This window comes from Enterococcus ureilyticus (genome assembly GCF_001730315.1).
Taxonomy (GTDB): Bacteria; Bacillota; Bacilli; order Lactobacillales; family Enterococcaceae; genus Enterococcus_L; species Enterococcus_L ureilyticus.
In genome coordinates this window covers 208,789-225,960 of sequence record NZ_MIKC01000039.1, presented here as the reverse complement: position 1 = coordinate 225,960, position 17,172 = coordinate 208,789, and the positions used below count along the sequence as shown (strand labels likewise).

The following is a 17,172-nucleotide window of genomic DNA, read 5'->3' as shown; positions in this document are numbered from 1 at the left end:
CTTCTTTCCCAAATAATTGATAGGAGTGTTTCCAATTGTAAATTAAGGCATTTGATGGGAGTCCGTATTTTTTAGCCAAGGCTCGTCCGCCCAGAGGGCCTTCTAGGTACTCTTTCACTAGCTTTAATTTGAATTCTACCTCATAATAACTCATAAAAAATAACCTCCAAAAATTGTATTTTCCACGTACAACTTTTGGGGGTCACATCAGGAGTGTTTAATCCCGAGAAATAAGAAGGAATTCACGAAAATTGCTCTTCAAATTTTTGTGAATTTCAGCTTATTTCCGAAGCCTTCAAATCTTAGTGCTTTAGCACTTAGAATTTGATGTGATCGAAGCGAAGCGTAGTGATTGCTTCTGCTCCCACCGTTTATACGGATTCCTTGAGTCTGAGAGATAACTCGTAGAGCTATGTCCCAGACTCTTTTTTGTTACTTTTTCAACTTAAACGTCATCTCAACTGGATTATGATCTGAGTTTTTAAATTCAGCATCTATTACTTTCCCATCAATGTTTTCGACATTATCTGAAATGATAAATCCATCAATCAACGCTACAAATGACTCTCCTTTTTTATAAGGTTTATCTAAATTACGAACAGATGGTACTGGCGTTTTTCTTTCACTTAATGCCGCGACTTGTAAATTTTCTGGTAGTTCTTTTTTAGGAAAAGGTTGTAGCCATGTGTATTCTGCTGTTGTGTCATTTTTAAATGTCTCACTCGAAGAATTTAGTAGATCATGATTAAAATCGCCACCACAAACGACATAATTTCCTTTTTTGTATTCATTTTCCATATGATCGAATAATTTATGCACTTGCTCATTTTGGATTTTTTCGTCTTTGATGTAGGCCGATAAATGAACATTATACAGCATTAGATATTTACCGTTCTCAACTGGAATCTTTGATACAGTAAACGCACGATCTAAATCAAAAAATTTATTGAAATTCGTCTCGATTGGTAAACTATAGCGTGTGCTTGTTTCAATTTTGTTATTGCTTAAAGTCAAAATACCTGATTTGGATTTACCAATTGGATCTAGCACGGGATACATTAAGAAAGCTGAATCATAATTTGTCGCAAATACGCTAGAATAATTGGGAAACGCTTGATTGATTTGTAGTACTTCATCAACACTGTGACTGCGAGTCGCTTGTTTATCAACTTCTTGAAATAAGGCAAAATCTGGCGCTAGCTTTTTTGTCAGTTCATTCACACCGGAAATATTATCGATAACACTCTCTTTGCTCACAGCTTTTGACTGCTTACCGCCGTCCATGAAGAAAGTATAGTCTGGTGTATAAGAACCATAACCAACATTAAAGGTTGTGATTTTGTATGCTTTATTGGTAGATGCTTGATTTATTTCTGCCTTTTGAACGATTTTGACAGCTAACTCATCAGTGATTCTAGAATAACTAAAATAAACATACCCCACGTACGCTAAAATAATGATCATCAATATAGATAACATACTCAGTAAAATCTTGATTTTTCTCTTCATTCTTTCTTTTCCTCTTTCTTTTACGATAATCATTAACTAGAAAATAGACTGTACTCATTATACAATAAAATGAGTATCAGTCTATTTTTTAATGTGCTACTTTTTTTCGTGTTCTCTATTCATCTTATTGATCATTGCTGTTGTTTGAGGCAATAATTCATTGTAATAATCATCTAGCTTCCTATCGATTGTGGTCAATCGTTCCTGAAGTGATTCAATCTTTGCTGTGATTCTTTCCTGTTCTTCTTTCAACAAACATTTTCTGGCTTCGATCGTACTATCACCCAGATTCGCTAAACGGACGTACTCGATGATCATTTCTAATGTCATACCTGATGCCTTTAGTTTTAAAATCGACTGGACCCACTCAAGATCGATTGCGTCATAATCGCGAACGCCATGGATCGTTCGCGTCACAGAAGGAATCACACCGATTCTTTCATAATATCTTAACGTGTCCGCAGAAACACCTACTAATTCTGCCATTTCTTTAATCGTCATATTATTTCCTCATTTTTTTAAAATCAACTGATTTTGATAATTCTTTATATTTTTCTGTTATCTGAATTTTTTGATTCGACATATTTAATGCTAATTCATATGCATCACTTCCAACCATCAACTCTAAAGGCGGCTCCTCCATTGCAACAATTTCCATATATAAGTCAGCAACTTTTTCTGGATTTCCCGCTTGATGTCCATTCATAGCAGCAACAAATCCAAGACGCTCTTCTACAGATTTTTTATAAGGTTCGCTGATTTCTTGAGATATTGAATAGGAATTATCAGATAGAAACTCAGTGCGTAAATAGCCTGGTGCAGCATTGATTACATGAATACCAAAAGGTTTGATTTCTTCTGCAAATGCTTGAGTGATCCCATTGATTGCAAATTTCGTTCCAGCATATGTTGATTCAAAAGCCCCTGCGTAAAGCCCTGATATTGATGAGGTATTGATAATATACCCTGATTTTTGCCTTCTCATAATGGGCGCAACCGCTCTGAGCATGTTCAATGTACCAAATACATTAATATCAAAACAGGCGCGAACTTCTAAATCTGTTAAATCTTCAACAGCTCCCGCTACCATATAACCAGCATTGTTTACCAAAACATCGATTTTGCCAAACTTTTTGACAGCTAATCGAATTACCCGTTCAATATCTGCTTCATCTGTCAATGATAAATCAACTGGTAAAAATGATGCACTTTCAACTCCTATTTTTTGGATCAATAGTTCCTTTGTTCGGCTCGTTGTGACTACCTGATGGCCGTTTTCCAAAAGTTTCCTTGTCAAAGTCACCCCTAAGCCTTTAGAGCCACCTGTTACGAACCAGACCTTTTTATCCTGCATACTTACTTTACTTCCTCTCTGTTTTCTGTTGTTTGATCGATCAACAAGGAAAGTATAAACCTTGGAGGTACCTCCAAGACAAGCATTTTTTCAATTATATTTCTTTATTAATTCTGCTAACTTATTGACCGTATTCGCATTTCTGATTGTCACTCTTTCATGATACGCAACTTTTTCATATTCCACTTTAGCTTCGCTTACAGATACAAAGACTTCCTCTTTAACGTCTCCTAATTAACCTGTTTACATAGATTATACCGTACTAAAAAGCTATAAAGAAAAGAATAGAACACTGAACACACACCTTATCTAATTTCTCTAAAGTAAATAGTTTCTTCAAAGGTCATCCTATATTATACTAAAGAAAATTGCAGCAATCACTTGCAGGAAAGAGGCAGTAAAATGAAAGATCTCAATGAATTTTTCTCAAGTACCAGTAAGCCTGAACATCGGTTTCGTTTAGAAGATCTCTTTGAATGGACTAAGCAAAATTATCCCCAATTCAACGTCGTGATCAAATGGAATCAACCGATGTTTACAGATCATGATACCTTTATTATCGCTTATAGTTCATCTAAAAAACATCTTTCCGTTGCTCCTGAGACTGTAGCGATTAGTGCGTTCAAAGAAGCTATTGAAAAAGCTGGCTATCAGCATACGGAGAATATCATAAAAATAACCTGGGACCAAGCTATTGATTTCGAGCTATTAAAAAAGATTATTGATTACAATGTTCAAGAAAAAATTGCCTATACAAAATTTTGGCGTGAATAGTCTGGAGTAGTTCACTAACCATTCAAAAAAGTACTATCGATAAGAGTTTATTGAAGTAGCATTTTTAGACTAAATCTATTATGATTTAGTCATAAGAGTAATGTGTTTATCTTCCCCAAAGATAAATCAAAAATTGATCCCACCTCAACTGAGGTGGGATTTTTTAGACAAGACATTTTTTATGGATTAAATTTTTCTATCATTACAACCATCAATTCATTGCAATATTCCCTGTGTTTAATACATCAACTGACTCTTGGTTTTCAATTTCAAATCTTAGCTTACCCTTCTACTTCTCATCTTTTTATTGAAGTTTATTTTAGTTCATAATCATTTTAAGACAGATAACGATATATTTATGTGCTTCACTTAGAATTGATGAGCCTCTTTCTAAAATACGAACACTTTATTCTAAAATCGTTGTATATACAGGAATCATGTAAGAGAAACGATTTCTGAAAAACGAACAAAAGATTAAGAATTTCTTTAGTGTCAAATTAAAAAGGCTCCTAACTATCAGCTTTCCTTTTTACTCACTTCACATTTTTTTTACTATTTCTAAAATCCCATTGACTGTACTCCTATCTTTAAGTTAAGATAATATTACAAAATCAAATAAAAAAAGGCGCTCTGCAGGAGGACAGCAAATCATCCCGCAGAGCCCTGTATTATCAGCCAGAACTAATAATACAAGTGCCTCCGTCAATAGTTTATTGACTATTTTCATTGTACTAAAAGTAAGAAAAGATTACCAGTCTTTTTTGTGCAATAAGTGAATTTAGTGAATATTTATTTAGCGAACGCTCATGGTATTAGTTGCTGACTAATACCATTTTTTGATTTTCACATTGCTATTGGTAATTAGAACGAAAAACAAAATAAACAGGCACTCTGTAAGAAGACAGCAAATCCTCTAACAGAGCCCTGTATCGTCAGCCAGAACTGACAATACAAGTTGCCTGAGTCAATGTACATTGACTTATTCATTTTACCTAAAAATTGTAAGAAATACTAGTGTTTTCTACAATTTTTAGTAATTTAGATAGTTGATGGGTATTTATTGCACTCTTGCGCGGTATTGGTTGGTGACTAATACCGCATTTTTTCGTTCTTTTTATAAATAGTAAATACCAAGTTCTCCTTTTTTCTTGACACGATTTTTCTAAAATCACTTGGTATTTACGAGCTGACATTACTAGCATCAATCACTCACCAGTTTTTTCATTCAGTCTAAAAAGGTTGCCGAGTCAATGCGTACAAAAACAAATAATTTCTTAGATCTACAACACTGAATGTTAAAAACAATGAAAGATGCCGTGTGTGTCAGTAATAGTTAGAATTTATCTGGCGGAGGAGAATTCTAACTTCCTAAAAAATAACAGGTTAGCAGAGTCTGTTATTTCAATCAGCTATTTATCAATCATGCTATTCCTTTTTAGTAAATAACAAACCCAACCATTTTACCAACATAATGATAAATAGCTGGTTGTTTTATACTTATACTCATATTTGTAGCTCCTCTATAAAATATTCAGGATAGTTTTCCCAATAGTCTTGATAGACTCTTTCTTGATCATCATCGAAATTTAATTGGTACAATCTAAATGTGACACTAATATTTTTGGGTTGCCATTGTTCTACGTAGGAATACTTGTAGCTCATTCCAATTTTTCCCATGACCTTACCACTGGCGATGTTATGAATATCGTGGGTAGCCGTAACATACTGCCATCCCTTTTCTTTTAAAAAGTGAACAACTGCAAGACTAGCTTCTGTTATCAGCCCATTTCCCCAATACTCTTTTAACAAACCACAACCAAAATCGTGACTGTCATCCTCGCTCACAGAGATATAACCAATTGTATGATTGTGTTCTTTAAGAATAATCATAAAATGATACCCATTATTTTTTTGCCATTAAGATTAATCTTAGCTTTGTAAAACTTTTTGGTCTCTTCTATATTTTTTACTGGATATCATGGAAGATACTTATTAACCGTTTCATCAGATAATATCTTGTACAATGCTATCATATTAACTTCAGTTTCTCTAATCTTTCGGATAGCCAAACGCTTGGTTTCTATCATAAATATTCTCCTCGTTTACGATTTCTCTGTTCTAATCAGCAAATAATTTGTTTACGCTTGATACCTAATCGATTATGATCTTTAAGCTTCTGTATTTTTGTGGCAGGATCAGGTAAGCGACATCCTCTTGTTGCCAGGGTTATTTCGATCTCTTTTATATCTGCAGCAGTTTCTAATGCTATGTCTGTTAAGTTTGTATAGTAGCTGCCTACGTAAATAATAAATTGATTCATACTGTATCTAATCTCATTAGGAGCCGTATGGATTTCTTTTTTTAACCGTTGCAAAAGTTGTTCAATCTCCACTTGAGCAATTTGATCATCGGACTGGATGGAAAGGTATTTTCCAAATGTCAGCCAACCAACATTTTGCGATTTTGAATCCGACATAGCTAACCATTCTCGCGCAAGCTCCAGGGCAAAAGGGCTTTCTGCAGCAACGCCAGCTACAATTGTCTCATCAATTGCTGACCAGCTACTTTGCCTTAACCATGAAGTGATTTCCACCTTTGTCATTTTTTTTGAATCAATTGCAAGGCCGGCTAAATATTGCGCATCTGAATTTCCAGTAGCGAAAAGTTCTAAGCAAAGTTCATGATGATCCTTTACTTTTTTTAGCAAATATTTCTTAAGATCACCAATTTTAACGCCGTAGCAATTGGTAGGTGCACCATGTGTTCTGAACGTTTTACGTGTTTGGGCCGTTCCAAGTTTTTCTAATTCACCCATTATTTCAACCAAAGACATTTTCTATCATCTCCATTATTCATTTTTCAAGAGTGTAATTACTCCAAATTTTCCTTCAAATAATCAATCATTCATATTTACTCTCTTCAGTGTCACCAAAATTCTTCTGAATTTTTGGTTAATTTAACTTTTTCCATTAATGTGATACTAGACTTCCTGATTATTATATCAATTTTTCTGAGTAATCGCTTTTTCTTGCTCCAAGATGAAATGATTCCCTCTGTATGCTTGTATTCATTGGTTTGATAATGAATCAAAAGTCAGGTTTATCTAACTGTAGATAAACGCATATTATTTAAACTAAAGTAACAGCTTGTCTTTATAAAAAATTTTCATATACTCGTTTCAAGTAAACAATTGCTTCCATCTGATCTTGCTGATTCGTTCCTAAGACTATTGAATAAGGATCCGCACGTTTAAAAGACAGCTTTTTATAGTAAAACGTTTCATAAAGAATATCTTTTCTTTGTGTTTCATTAAATACTTTAACCTGTAGAACATTTTCTAAACTACTAAACTTAGCAACCTCGACAAATTTGCTTTCTTTATGATAATACTGGTATTCTTTGACCGTTTGATCAATGCAACTGATCTCAATTCGGTCCTCATAATACAAAGCAATCGGGTGTTTTGTATAGCTGCACAACTGGATTACATCTGTTAATTCCTCTTTAGGAAGGTAACTATTTCGGAGTATCTTATCTTGTAAAATTATTTGTTGTCCATTTAAACAGATGAATGTGTCCAATCTTAAATCAATTGATTCTTTTAAGAGCACATAAGGTAATTTACTAATAACTACTGGTAATGATTGTTGTTGCTCGAATAAATGATCAATTTGCACTTCTCGTTTGAATAGAATAGATTCATCGATAAAAATAAGTTGTTTGTTCACTAAAGTCCCACCCTTCTTGTTCTTTCAAGTTAGGATAGCATTTGAAGTGCACTCCAAGTCAACTGAAATTGAACATAGCATTAATTTTCTATTTGACCTTGAGTCGACTCTAAGTGGTAAAATAAAGGAAATAATAATCAGAGAGGATTTTTTTATGACGTACAAAATCCACGAATTTTCAAAAATGACTGGCCTGACACCTTATACTTTGCGCTTTTATGAAAAAGAAGGCTTGATCACAGTGAATCGCGATCAGAATAATATTCGGATTTATGATGATCGAAACAAAGAGTGGATCGACTTTTTTCTTCATTTGAAAAAAACTGGAATGACGATCGAAGACTTGAAACAATATTTAACTTGGTGGTATGAAGGAGATTCTACGAATCAGAATCGATTAGATTTACTACAAAAGCAAAAGGAACTTGCTCTGAAAGAGATGGAACAAATCCAACAAGGAATTGAGGTTCTTGATTATAAAATCGAGGTCTATAAAAAAAGAGTAGCCGACCAAAAGAAATAACTTCAAATCACTTTAAATACAAAAAGAACCCGAAACAAAATGATTATTTCATTTTGTTTCGGGTAATAGTTCGTATAGAGCTAAAAAAAGCTCCTTCAGTTAGAATCAGTTCGTTATTTATTATAAATTTTTGGACCTTTACGCATATTTTTACGGTCATTTTTTGGCGTCTCCATTTGTTTCGAACGACCACCGCTTTGTTTTTTCTTGATTAGTTCAAGCATTTTCTTTTTTGTATCCATTTTACACCGTCCTTGTTAACAAAGTGACTGACTCGATATGAGTTGTTTGCGGGAAATTATCCACTGGTTGGACTTCTTTGACTTCAAAGCCTCCTTCAACAAGTAGGGCAAGATCACGTGCTAATGTTGCTGGATTACAGCTTACATAAACGATCCGTTTGGGCTTCGTTTCGATCAACGTTTCTACCAAACTTGCTTCTAACCCTTTACGCGGAGGATCAACGATGACAACATCTGGTTTGATGTCATTTTCGATCATTCGCGGTAAGGCTTCTTCAGCTAACCCTGCTGTAAATGTCGCATTTGTGATGTTGTTTAGTTTTGCATTGCTTTCAGCGTTTTTTGCAGCTTCTTCAATGACTTCCACACCATAAACATGTTTAGCATCTTTCGCTAAAGTTAGTCCAATCGTACCAATTCCACAATAAGCATCAACCACTACTTCTTCACCCGTTAATGCTGCGTATTCTTTGACTTTATTGTACATCACTTCTGTTTGTTGGGGATTGACTTGGTAGAATGAACGAGAAGAGATTTCAAATTTCAAATCAAAAATCGTATCGATCATCTTGTCTTCTCCGTGTAACAGAATCGTCTCATCTCCAAAAATCACATTTGTCTTTTTGGAATTGACATTTTGAACAATGCTGACAACTTCTGGCAAGGCTTCTAAAATATCAGGAATGATTTTACTTGTTGGGAATAATTTAGCGGTTCTCGTAATTAAAACGATCATCATTTCTCCCGTATGGTACCCACGACGAACAACGATATGACGCAAGTTACCAGTATTATCAGATTCGTTGTAAGGTTTAATACTATAACGTCTCATGATATCACGAATCTTGATGACTGCTTCATCAATGCTAGGATCTTGGATGTAGAAATGTTCTAAGGGAATCAAATCATGGCTATTTTTTCTGAAGAAACCAGTTTGCAGCTTGTCATCGATTTTTCTGACTGGAATTTGTGCTTTATTACGGTAACCCCATGGATTATTCATACCTAATGCATCCAATACTGGAACGTCTGGTAATTTTGCTACACGTTGCATCACGTTTTTCACTTGGTCTGTTTTAAATGTCAATTGAGCACCATAGGCTAAATGCTGTAATGGACTGATCCCAACTTTAGTAAAATTTGCGTCTTTAACTGGTACACGATCTTCACTTGATTTTAAGATAGTCAAAACTTTCCCATAGCCGAAACTTTTACCGACTTTCAAGACTTTGATTTCGATTTTTTCACCTGGCAAAGCATTTTCTATAAAAAGCGGGTAGCCATCAACTTTGGCAACACCCATTCCTTCATGTGTCAGATCAATAATATCAACTTCGATTGTTTCATTTTTGTTCACTGGAAAATTATTCATAAGTCGCTCCTTCTTTAATGCACTTCTCTCATTCTAATGAAAAAATGCTAGAAAAGCAATAGAGAGATTGTTTCTACAATGAAAAGAGTTAAAAATTAATCTTTCCATTTAATTGATTTCAAGAAGTTTATTTTCGATAAGCTGGATCACCTGTTTTTTGGCTGTTTCACTCTCGATAAAATCATACTTATCTCCATCAATTTGGATTTTTGGGCTCTCATTGTATTCTTCAAACCATTTTTCATAACGGCTATTTAATTCTTTATAGTAATCATATAAAGCGGGATCTTGTTCAACTTGCTCATAGGGACGTCCACGTCTTTGAATTCGCTCCAACATTTTAGGAAACGATATTTTAATGTGCACTAATAAATCAGGACGTTTTTTATTTGCTGCATAAGGTAATTCTTGTAACATATTCTCTAATAAGGAATCGTAAACTTTTACTTCTGTTTCATTTGCTCTACCTAAATCAGCATTTAAATGAAATAATAAAGAATCTTCGTAGATTGAACGATCTAATACATTATTTTTATGAGAAAGTGCTTGTTTAATACTATCAAACCGTTTATTTAAAAAATAAATTTGTAATAAAAAAGCATATTTTTTAGGATCTGCATAAAATAGAGGTAATACTTCATTATCATCAACTGATTCATAAAAAGCCTCTGATCCTAAATGTTCTGAAATGATTTCTGTTAAACTAGATTTTCCTGCACCAATGGTACCTGCTAAAACGATCACTGCCATCGAACTCCCTACCTATTGTTAATTATTTTCAGCCAATAAATCGTAACTCCTATCAAATGAAAAACCTGCTTACCTTGTTTATCATTTTTTGAGAGATGCGACTTATTTAATTTACTCTTATTTCAATTACAAGTCAATGTGAATACATCTCATTAATCGATTATGAGACATTTTTTATACAACATATCGTTTTTTTTGATTACTAAACACTATATACAGTGTTTAGTATTTCATTTCATGATTCTTCTAACAAAAATATACGTAACCCTACTACAACAAAAAAGTATCTAAGACGCGTGTCTAGATACTTTTTTGCAGTTATCATGAATCAACCGATTTTTCCATTATTATCAATGTCTTCTTCGGTCAAACGTTCTACTTCTTTGACGAATTCTTTACTAGTTTCATGATATTCGTCCTCTTCATCTGAAGTCCCATCATAATCATCCAAGACAGAACCCATGATTGCATTAGACGGAATCGCATCAGCATTGGCAAACATTTCAATATGCTGATGTAAATTAGTGAATTCCATTGGTGCGTCTCCACCATATTCACCATCTAAATTGATCATCATACGACTATTTTCTTCAAGCGTCTGAGCATGCAGATGACTAGTTTTTGTATAGATCAAGCGATTGTCTTCTATGTGTTTTCCACCGTTAAGCATCAAGGCAGCTAAATGGAGAATTTCAAAAACATTCGCAGTTTTCACAATAATCAAAGAAAATTTTCCGTCATCTAGCTTGGCATCTGGCGCGATTTGTTCGAAACCGCCAACAGAATTCGTCAAACCTAAGAAAAACATTGATGCATTGCCTTCATAGATACCTTCATCATATTCCATTCGCATTTTGATTGGTTTGACCCGCGGCAGCATTTCAGCACCTTTTGCCAAGTATGCAAGATACCCAAAGATACTCTTCAGCTCTGAAGGAACCTCATATGTCAGTTCAGTTAAATGGCCCCCGGCAGCTATGTTGATAAAGTAACTATCTTTTGCTTTACCGATATCCATTTTAACTGTTTGATTTTTTTTGATTACTTCTGCCGCTTTGACGATGTTATCTCTAGGGATTTTTAATGCTCGTGCATAATCATTGGTTGTTCCAGCTGGTATAATCGCCATAGACGGTCTTTTTTCTAAAGGAGCAATACCATTTACGACTTCATTGATGGTCCCGTCACCACCGGCGGCAACAATTAGCTCAAAACCTAATTTTGCCACTCGACGGGCTTCATTCTTAGCGGAATTTTCAGCTGGAGTTGTCGCAAAAGCACTCGCTTCATATCCGCACTCTTCTAATACAGAAAGAATATCAGCTAGATTCTTTTTGACTAGCTCTTTACCTGAAGTTGGATTATAAATCACTCTTGCTTTTTTCATCATCATCTGCCGCTTTCTAACGTTTTGCCAATTCTTCTTGTAATAATTTATTCACAACGCCTGGGTTGGCTTGGCCTTTCGTTGCTTTCATGATTTGACCGACTAAAAAGCCAACAGCGCGGTCTTTCCCGTTTTTAAAATCATCGACAGATTGTTGATTATTATCCAATACTTCATTGATGATCGGTAATAATTGTGATGGATCTGATAATTGAACTAAGCCTTTTGCTTCAACGACTTCTTTGGCATCTCCACCATTTTCGATCAGCTCTTTAAAGACCTTTTTAGCGATTTTAGAACTGATTGTACCATCTGCAACTAATGTAATCATGCCAGCTAAATTGGCAGGGGTCAATTTAGTATCTGGTAATTCGATTTTTTCACTGTTCAAATAAGCAGAAACTTCACCCATCAACCAGTTAGATACTTGTTTAGCATCTGCTCCTTCATTTAGAGCGGCTTCAAAGAAATCAGACATTTCTTTTGTCAGTGTTAGAACCATCGCATCGTATTCTGGTAAACCGAGTTCTTTGATATAACGAGCACGACGAGACGCTGGCATTTCTGGTAAGCTGTGACGAACACGTTCGATCCATTCATCATCGATCGCAAAACGAGGAACATCAGGCTCTGGGAAGTAGCGGTAGTCACTTGAACCTTCTTTAACACGCATCAATAATGTTTTGTTTGTCGTTTCATCAAAGCGACGTGTTTCTTGTTGGATTTCGCCACCAGATAACAACACTTTCGCTTGACGTTTTTCTTCAAAAGCAAGACCTTTTTTGACAAAACTCATTGAGTTTAAGTTTTTAAGTTCAGCTTTTGTTCCAAATTTTTCTTGCCCATATGGACGTAAAGAGATATTGGCATCACAACGCATTGAACCTTCTTCCATTTTCACATCAGAAACGCCTGTAAATAAAATGATTGAGCGGATTGCTTCTAAATAAGCATAGGCTTCTTCTGGTGAACGCATATCTGCTTCTGAAACGATTTCGATCAGAGGTGTTCCTTGACGGTTTAAATCAACGTATGAATAACCACCATCACCGTGGATATTTTTTCCAGCATCTTCTTCTAAATGCACACGTTCGATACGGATGCGTTTTGTTTTGCCTTCCACTTCAATATCGATCCAGCCATCATGACCGATTGGTTGATCAAATTGAGAAATTTGGTACGCTTTCGGATTATCTGGGTAGAAATAGTTTTTACGGTCAAAATGCGTATCTTTCGAGATTTCACAATTTAACGCCAGTGCTGCTTTCATCCCAAATTCAAGAGCTTGTTTATTCATAACTGGTAATACGCCTGGATAACCCCAATCAATCACGTTTGTATTGCTGTTTGGTTCTGCTCCAAAGTGCGCTGGTGCAGGTGAAAAGATTTTAGAGTTTGTTTTTAATTCTACATGGACCTCAAGTCCGATGACAGTTTCAAAGTTCATTAGTCATTCCCCCCTAAGATCACAGGTTTTTTCGTATGGAAATCCGTTGCTTGTTCAAATGCATAAGCCGCTTTGTACATCGTACTCTCATCAAATGGTTTTCCGATGATTTGCAAGCCGACAGGCAATCCTTCTGAAAATCCAGCTGGTACTGACATACCAGGTAATCCAGCTAAGTTAACTGGAATCGTTAATAGATCGTTCATATACATCGTGATTGGATCGTTGATGTTTTCACCTAAACCAAATGCGACAGTTGGTGAAGCAGGACCAATGATAATATCATATTTCTCAAAAACAGCATCAAAGTCTCGCTTGATTAAGGTTCTAACTTGTCCTGCTTTTTTAAAGTGTGCATCATAATGTCCAGCACTTAAAGAAAATGTCCCAAGCATAATACGGCGTTTTACTTCTAAACCAAATCCTTCTGAACGTGAATTTACATACACATCTTCAAGATTTTTCACGTTTTCAGAGCGATAGCCATAACGAATACCATCAAAACGTTGTAAGTTTGAACTTGCTTCTGATGAAGCGATGATATAATACACAGCTACACCATATTTAGAATGCGGTAAACTAACTTCTTCTACGGTTGCTCCAAGTGCTTTAAAGGTTTCAGCAGCTTTAAGAACAGCTTCTTTAACGCCAGCATCTACCCCTTCCCCTAAATATTCTTTAGGTAAAGCGACTTTCATTCCTTTGATATCCCCAGTCAAACCAGCAGTAAAATCAGGAACTGAAGCCCCAGCCGACGTGCCATCTTTTTCATCAAAGCCACTGATTGCATTCAAAGCTAACGCATTGTCTTGTACATTTCTTGTCATTGGTCCAATTTGATCTAAACTTGAAGAGAATGCAATCAACCCAAAACGAGATACACGTCCATAAGTCGGTTTCATCCCAACGATTCCGTTAAAAGAAGCAGGTTGACGAATACTTCCGCCAGTATCACTTCCTAGAGAAACCGGAATTTGTCCTGCTGCTACAGCTGCTGCCGAGCCGCCAGAAGAGCCACCAGGTACTTTAGTGTGATCCCACGCATTTTTTGTTTTCTTGAAGTATGATGTTTCTGTACTTGCGCCCATCGCAAACTCATCCATATTCAATTTCCCAACAGGAATCATGTCTGCTTGATAGACTTTATCCATAACGGTTGCATCGTAAATTGGATTAAAATTGTGCAACATTTTTGATGCAGCTGTTGTTAAAATATCTTTGGTGACGATATTATCTTTGATCCCAATTGGAATACCCGCTAACGGATTAGATTCAGTGATTCCTTTCAGGTCGATTGCTTTTGCCAACTCTAGCGCTTTCTCTTCACTGATTGTAATAAATGAATCTACATCTTTTTCTGTTTCTTTGATCCGGTTTAAGGTTGCATGTGTTAAATCAGTTGCTGTGATTTCCTTTGAGACAAGTAAATCATGTAGCTCGGTTAAGGACTTATCATATAATTTTTCCATTATGCACCAGCCTCCCCATTGTCGATAATCGCTGGCACTTTAATATAGCCATTTTCTGATTCAGGTACGTTTTTCATTAATTCATCGCGATCCATACCTGGTGTCACAACATCTTCTCTCATTACATTGATCGATTGTGCAACATTAGAGGTAAACGGAACGCCTTCTGTATCTACCTCTTCTAATAATTCTACCATGTCGATAATTTTGCCTAATTGAGCGGTAAAGTCTTTTAATTCCTCATCGGAAAAAGACAATTTGGACAATTTGGCTACATGTTTTGCTTTTTCTTCACTGATTGCCATGGATACCCTTCTTTCCTTTAGAAAAACTCAGACAAGCTGTAGCCCTTTCAGTTGATCGTTTAAACAACCAAAAGACAGCTTAGATGAGTTCACTAGTTCATTTTTATACTGTTAAACGATATTTCTCGTTAAGAAAACAGCTTTTTTCTTATTCTATCATAAAATTCTAAGAAATTATGATAGAGATGAAAGAAAATAGTCTGTAAATGTAAAATTTGTGCTGAAAGTTCTAGATTGTTTCATTTTCAGTTGCTTCAATGGTCGTACTATTGTCTAATGCTGTGACCATTTGTTGTTCATCCCAGACTTCAATACCAAGGTCTTGAGCTTTCGTTAACTTACTGCCAGCTTCTTCACCAGCCACGACAATATCCGTCTTTTTAGAAACGCTCCCTGTTACTTTTCCACCTAGATTTTCGATCTTTTCTTTGGCTTCTTCTCTATTATAATGGGTTAGTTTCCCTGTTAAAACGACCGTTTTATCTTTGAATGGCGATTCAACGGCTGCTAATTGAGCGGTGCGGATTCCTTTGTATTCAAAATTCACGCCCGCTTTTGTCAATTCATCCATCAATTCATGGACTTCTTCATTTTCAAAGTAAGTGACCAAACTGTCCGCAATAATTTCTCCCATTGAATCCAGTGCCACAACCTCATCTTTCGTTGCTTTACTGATTGCATTTAGGTCACCAAAATGTTCAGCTAAAACTTTAGCTGCCTTAGACCCAACATGACGAATCCCTAAACCAAAAAGCAAACGTTCAACAGAATTATCACGACTAGCAGCAATCGCTTTGTATATATTATTTGCTGACTTTTCTTTGACTTTATCTAGCGTCATTAACTGTTCCTCTGTTAAAAAATACAAATCAGCGACATCAGCGACTAACTCCTTATCGAACATTTGCTCTAAGACACGAGGTCCTAAACCATCGATATTCATCGCATTTCTAGAGACAAAGTGATTTAACCCTTCTTTGATTTGCGCCGGACATTTTGGATTGATACAGCGCAAAGCAACTTCTTCATCTAAATGAACAAGCTCACTATCACAAACAGGACAATGGGTCGGGATTTCATATGGTTGACTGCTTTCATCCCGTTTTTCGGTCAAGACTTGGGCAACTTCTGGAATAATATCGCCAGCTTTATAAATAATCACGGTATCATTCAAGCGAATATCCTTCATTGCAATAAAATCAGCATTGTGCAAACTTGCCCGACTAACAGTCGTTCCTGCTACACGAACTGGTTGCATGACAGCCGTTGGTGTCACGACACCTGTCCGACCAATCGTCCATTCGATTTCTTCTACCACTGTTTGTGCTTCTTCGGGTGGAAACTTGTATGCAATCGCCCAACGAGGTGCCTTAACTGTAAAACCTAATTCATCTTGAATCGTAAACTCATTCGCTTTGATGACAATACCATCGATTTCGTAAGGTAAATCTGTACGCTTTTCATGATACTCTTCGATATACGCCCAAACTTCATCGATAGTTTGACATAATTGCTTTTCAGGATTCGTTCTAAAGCCAATTTCAGAAAGTTCATTTAAAGCATCAAACTGCGTCTGTGCCGTCATTGGACCAAAATCAGCTACTGTATACAAAAAGGTGCTGAGATTTCGTTTTGCAACCATACTGGTGTCCAATTGTCGTAGGCTACCTGCTGCTGCATTTCTTGGGTTAGCAAAAACATCTTGTCCAGCTTCTTCTCGCTCTTTATTCAAGTTAACAAATGACTGCTTAGGCATGTAGCACTCGCCACGCACTTCAACTGAAATCGGCTTTTTCAATTCTAAAGGAATTGATTTAACTGTTTTTAAGTTTTCTGTGATATTTTCACCCACAGTACCATCACCACGCGTTGCACCTTGAACAAATTTTCCATTTTCATATTTCAACGAAATCGCTAATCCGTCAATTTTCAACTCACAACAATAACCAACAGGCTTACCTGCTAATTTTTGAACACGTTCATCAAAATCATAAATATCTTCTTTACTGAAACCATCATTTAGACTGTACATCTGCACTTCATGCGTGACTTTTTCAAATCCTTGTAAAATCTTACCGCCAACACGTTGGGTGGGTGAGTCAGAAGTAATCAAATCTGGATATTCAGTTTCTATGTCGACTAATTCTTTGTACAAGCGATCATATACATAATCTTCTACAGTGGGTTGATCCGCCACGTAATATTCATGAGAATATTGGTTTAACTGCGTCCGTAGTTCTTTCGCTTTGTCTGTCGCTGCGGCTAATGTTAATGGTATTTCCGACATGATACCCCTCCTAAATTAAAAGTTG

At 35.9% G+C, this 17,172-nt stretch carries 16 protein-coding genes; 2 read left to right on the top strand and 14 right to left on the bottom strand.

Translation table 11 applies throughout. From position 1 onward, the window contains the following. Positions 1-432: 432 nt before the first annotated feature. The 3 genes from BCR24_RS13670 to BCR24_RS13660 all read right to left on the bottom strand — a co-directional run bounded on the left by BCR24_RS13670 (position 433) and on the right by BCR24_RS13660 (position 2,863). Complete coding sequence (locus tag BCR24_RS13670; RefSeq protein ID WP_069641067.1) at positions 433-1,509, bottom strand: exonuclease/endonuclease/phosphatase family protein; 1,077 nt, start codon at positions 1,507-1,509, stop codon at positions 433-435. Positions 1,510-1,605: 96 nt separating this feature from the next. Further along, positions 1,606-2,010 carry a MerR family transcriptional regulator gene (locus BCR24_RS13665; protein ID WP_069641066.1) on the bottom strand — a complete coding sequence of 135 codons (405 nt, stop codon included), beginning with the start codon at positions 2,008-2,010 and terminating at the stop codon, positions 1,606-1,608. A gap of 1 nt (position 2,011) precedes the next feature. After that, complete coding sequence (locus tag BCR24_RS13660; protein WP_069641065.1) at positions 2,012-2,863, bottom strand: SDR family oxidoreductase; 852 nt, start codon at positions 2,861-2,863, stop codon at positions 2,012-2,014. Between the two features lie 402 nt (positions 2,864-3,265). Here BCR24_RS13660 and BCR24_RS13655 point away from each other — a divergent pair, with 402 nt between their 5' ends. Beyond that, entirely contained in the window at positions 3,266-3,637 is a 372-nt protein-coding gene (locus BCR24_RS13655) for an iron chaperone (protein WP_069641064.1), read from the top strand. 1,503 nt (positions 3,638-5,140) lie between these two features. Here the strand turns inward: BCR24_RS13655 and BCR24_RS13650 are convergent. From BCR24_RS13650 to BCR24_RS13640, 3 genes are all read right to left on the bottom strand, one after another. After that, positions 5,141-5,527, bottom strand: a complete 387-nt coding sequence (locus tag BCR24_RS13650; protein ID WP_239574116.1) for a GNAT family N-acetyltransferase — start codon at positions 5,525-5,527, stop codon at positions 5,141-5,143. A 232-nt stretch (positions 5,528-5,759) separates the two neighbouring features. Next, on the bottom strand, positions 5,760-6,470 hold the full coding sequence (locus tag BCR24_RS13645; protein WP_069641063.1) for a DNA alkylation repair protein: 711 nt from the start codon (positions 6,468-6,470) through the stop codon (positions 5,760-5,762). Between the two features lie 319 nt (positions 6,471-6,789). Beyond that, positions 6,790-7,365: an HAD hydrolase family protein gene (locus BCR24_RS13640; RefSeq protein WP_069641062.1), complete on the bottom strand. Its 576-nt coding sequence runs from the start codon at positions 7,363-7,365 to the stop codon at positions 6,790-6,792. Positions 7,366-7,519: 154 nt separating this feature from the next. On the opposite strand from BCR24_RS13640, the gene BCR24_RS13635 reads away from it, so the two are divergent. Then, on the top strand, positions 7,520-7,888 hold the full coding sequence (locus tag BCR24_RS13635; protein WP_069641061.1) for a MerR family transcriptional regulator: 369 nt from the start codon (positions 7,520-7,522) through the stop codon (positions 7,886-7,888). A gap of 113 nt (positions 7,889-8,001) precedes the next feature. On the opposite strand, the gene BCR24_RS17315 is transcribed toward BCR24_RS13635, so the two are convergent. The 8 genes from BCR24_RS17315 to ligA form a co-directional block, all read right to left on the bottom strand. Next, entirely contained in the window at positions 8,002-8,130 is a 129-nt protein-coding gene (locus BCR24_RS17315) for a hypothetical protein (RefSeq protein WP_010765698.1), read from the bottom strand. Between the two features lies 1 nt (position 8,131). After that, positions 8,132-9,502, bottom strand: a complete 1,371-nt coding sequence (gene rlmD / locus BCR24_RS13625; protein ID WP_069641060.1) for a 23S rRNA (uracil(1939)-C(5))-methyltransferase RlmD — start codon at positions 9,500-9,502, stop codon at positions 8,132-8,134. A gap of 108 nt (positions 9,503-9,610) precedes the next feature. Continuing rightward, on the bottom strand, positions 9,611-10,252 hold the full coding sequence (locus BCR24_RS13620) for a deoxynucleoside kinase (protein WP_069641059.1): 642 nt from the start codon (positions 10,250-10,252) through the stop codon (positions 9,611-9,613). A 328-nt stretch (positions 10,253-10,580) separates the two neighbouring features. Next, a complete protein-coding gene (locus BCR24_RS13615) occupies positions 10,581-11,639 on the bottom strand; it encodes a diacylglycerol kinase (protein ID WP_069641076.1) in 1,059 nt (352 codons plus the stop codon). Positions 11,640-11,655: 16 nt separating this feature from the next. Beyond that, on the bottom strand, positions 11,656-13,086 hold the full coding sequence (gene gatB / locus BCR24_RS13610) for an Asp-tRNA(Asn)/Glu-tRNA(Gln) amidotransferase subunit GatB (protein WP_069641058.1): 1,431 nt from the start codon (positions 13,084-13,086) through the stop codon (positions 11,656-11,658). Next, positions 13,086-14,555, bottom strand: coding sequence for an Asp-tRNA(Asn)/Glu-tRNA(Gln) amidotransferase subunit GatA (gene gatA, locus BCR24_RS13605; protein WP_069641057.1), 1,470 nt, complete (start codon positions 14,553-14,555; stop codon positions 13,086-13,088). Before gatA ends, gatB begins: the two co-directional genes overlap by 1 nt. Then, positions 14,555-14,860 (bottom strand): Asp-tRNA(Asn)/Glu-tRNA(Gln) amidotransferase subunit GatC, encoded by a 306-nt coding sequence (gene gatC, locus BCR24_RS13600; protein WP_069641056.1) that lies wholly within the window; start codon positions 14,858-14,860, stop codon positions 14,555-14,557. Before gatC ends, gatA begins: the two co-directional genes overlap by 1 nt. A gap of 229 nt (positions 14,861-15,089) precedes the next feature. Beyond that, on the bottom strand, positions 15,090-17,147 hold the full coding sequence (ligA, locus tag BCR24_RS13595; RefSeq protein WP_069641055.1) for an NAD-dependent DNA ligase LigA: 2,058 nt from the start codon (positions 17,145-17,147) through the stop codon (positions 15,090-15,092). Positions 17,148-17,172 lie beyond the last annotated feature (25 nt).

Bases quoted from the DNA above. Each gene is read 5' to 3' on its own strand.
- gatA (WP_069641057.1), bottom strand. From the start codon at position 14,555: ATGGAAAAATTATATGATAAGTCCTTAACCGAGCTACATGATTTACTT.
- BCR24_RS13620 (WP_069641059.1), bottom strand. From the start codon at position 10,252: ATGGCAGTGATCGTTTTAGCAGGTACCATTGGTGCAGGAAAATCTAGT.
- BCR24_RS13660 (WP_069641065.1), bottom strand. From the start codon at position 2,863: ATGCAGGATAAAAAGGTCTGGTTCGTAACAGGTGGCTCTAAAGGCTTA.
- gatC (WP_069641056.1), bottom strand. From the start codon at position 14,860: ATGGCAATCAGTGAAGAAAAAGCAAAACATGTAGCCAAATTGTCCAAA.
- gatB (WP_069641058.1), bottom strand. From the start codon at position 13,086: ATGAACTTTGAAACTGTCATCGGACTTGAGGTCCATGTAGAATTAAAA.
- BCR24_RS13635 (WP_069641061.1), top strand. From the start codon at position 7,520: ATGACGTACAAAATCCACGAATTTTCAAAAATGACTGGCCTGACACCT.
- BCR24_RS13655 (WP_069641064.1), top strand. From the start codon at position 3,266: ATGAAAGATCTCAATGAATTTTTCTCAAGTACCAGTAAGCCTGAACAT.
- BCR24_RS17315 (WP_010765698.1), bottom strand. From the start codon at position 8,130: ATGGATACAAAAAAGAAAATGCTTGAACTAATCAAGAAAAAACAAAGC.
- rlmD (WP_069641060.1), bottom strand. From the start codon at position 9,502: ATGAATAATTTTCCAGTGAACAAAAATGAAACAATCGAAGTTGATATT.
- BCR24_RS13670 (WP_069641067.1), bottom strand. From the start codon at position 1,509: ATGAAGAGAAAAATCAAGATTTTACTGAGTATGTTATCTATATTGATG.
- BCR24_RS13615 (WP_069641076.1), bottom strand. From the start codon at position 11,639: ATGAAAAAAGCAAGAGTGATTTATAATCCAACTTCAGGTAAAGAGCTA.
- BCR24_RS13665 (WP_069641066.1), bottom strand. From the start codon at position 2,010: ATGACGATTAAAGAAATGGCAGAATTAGTAGGTGTTTCTGCGGACACG.
- BCR24_RS13645 (WP_069641063.1), bottom strand. From the start codon at position 6,470: ATGTCTTTGGTTGAAATAATGGGTGAATTAGAAAAACTTGGAACGGCC.
- BCR24_RS13650 (WP_239574116.1), bottom strand. From the start codon at position 5,527: ATGATTATTCTTAAAGAACACAATCATACAATTGGTTATATCTCTGTG.
- ligA (WP_069641055.1), bottom strand. From the start codon at position 17,147: ATGTCGGAAATACCATTAACATTAGCCGCAGCGACAGACAAAGCGAAA.